The following is a 1,172-nucleotide window of genomic DNA, read 5'->3' on the forward strand; positions in this document are numbered from 1 at the left end:
AGCCGCCAGGGCACACCCGCCGGTGGCACCAGGCCCGTACCGGACTCAAGCCGCGCGAGCCGGCCGACGCGCAGCGTGCCCGAGCGGACCACGGCCTGCGGTTCGCCGGAGTCGGCCAGCGCGGGCAGCGCCGGAAGGGCCGCCGCCGACTCCGCCGTACCGTCCATGTCCACCAGCAGGAACCGGCCCGGATTCTCCGCCTGCGCCGAGCGGACCAGTCCCCAGACCGAGGCGGCGGCGACATCCGTGAGTTCGTGGACACCGTCCTCGACGGCGCCTCGGGTGACAAACACCAGCCGGGCGCCGGCGAACCGCTCCTCGGCGAGCCACTGCTGGATCAACTCCAGTACATGGCGGGAGAGTTCATGTGCGAGTTCAGGTGCGGACTCGGCGCTCCGCGCGTTGTCGCCCTTGAGCGGGACGACCACGATCCCCGGCAGACTCTCGTCGTCACGGCCGGATGCGCCTGCCTCCGCGAGGAGTTCGGCGAGCGATCGTACCGGCGCGCGCAGCCGCGCGGCGCCCGTCGAGGCGAGTGCGCCGGTCAGTCCCAGCTCGTCGGTGCCGAGCACCACCCAGTCGGTCTCCGGCGCCGCGCTCTCCGGTGTCACCGGCGTCCAGTCGACGCGGAAGAGGGAGTTGGCCTCGTCGCGCCGGGCCTCGCCCGCGGATGAGGGCCCGGCGGCCCTGAGCGCCAGTGACTCCACCGAGATGACCGGCTCGCCCTGGACATCGACCGCCGCCAGCCGTACCGCGTCCTGGCCATTGGGTGTCACACGGACGCGCAGGGCCGACGCGCCCGAGGCGTGCAGCGAGACTCCGTTCCACGCGAACGGCAGCAGGCTTCTGTCGTCGCCGTCCGTGCTGGCGAAGACCGTACTGTGCAGAACGGAGTCGAAGAGTGCCGGATGGACTCCGTACGCGTCCGCGTCACCGACCTCCCGCGGCAGCGCGACCTCGGCGAAGATCTCCTCGCCCCGGCGCCAGACCGCGCGCAGTCCGCGGAAGACGGGCCCGTATTCGAGGCCGTTGCCCGCGTACCGGTCGTAGAGGCCTTCGACATCGACCACGGTGGCGCCCTTGGGCGGCCATACGGTGGTGTCGAAACCGAGCACCCGCTCGCCGCCGCCGATCCGTCCGGAGGCGTGTAGCGTCCACTCGTCGTCGGGGGG

General features: G+C 72.5%; 1 protein-coding gene. It reads right to left on the minus strand.

All coding sequences use genetic code 11. The annotated features are described in order from the left end of the window. Nucleotides 1–1,172: polyketide synthase dehydratase domain-containing protein (locus tag GA0115259_RS37550; protein WP_176732787.1), on the minus strand; the 1,172-nt coding region annotated here is incomplete at both ends.

The organism is Streptomyces sp. MnatMP-M17 (assembly GCF_900091995.1).
GTDB lineage: Bacteria > Actinomycetota > Actinomycetes > Streptomycetales > Streptomycetaceae > Streptomyces.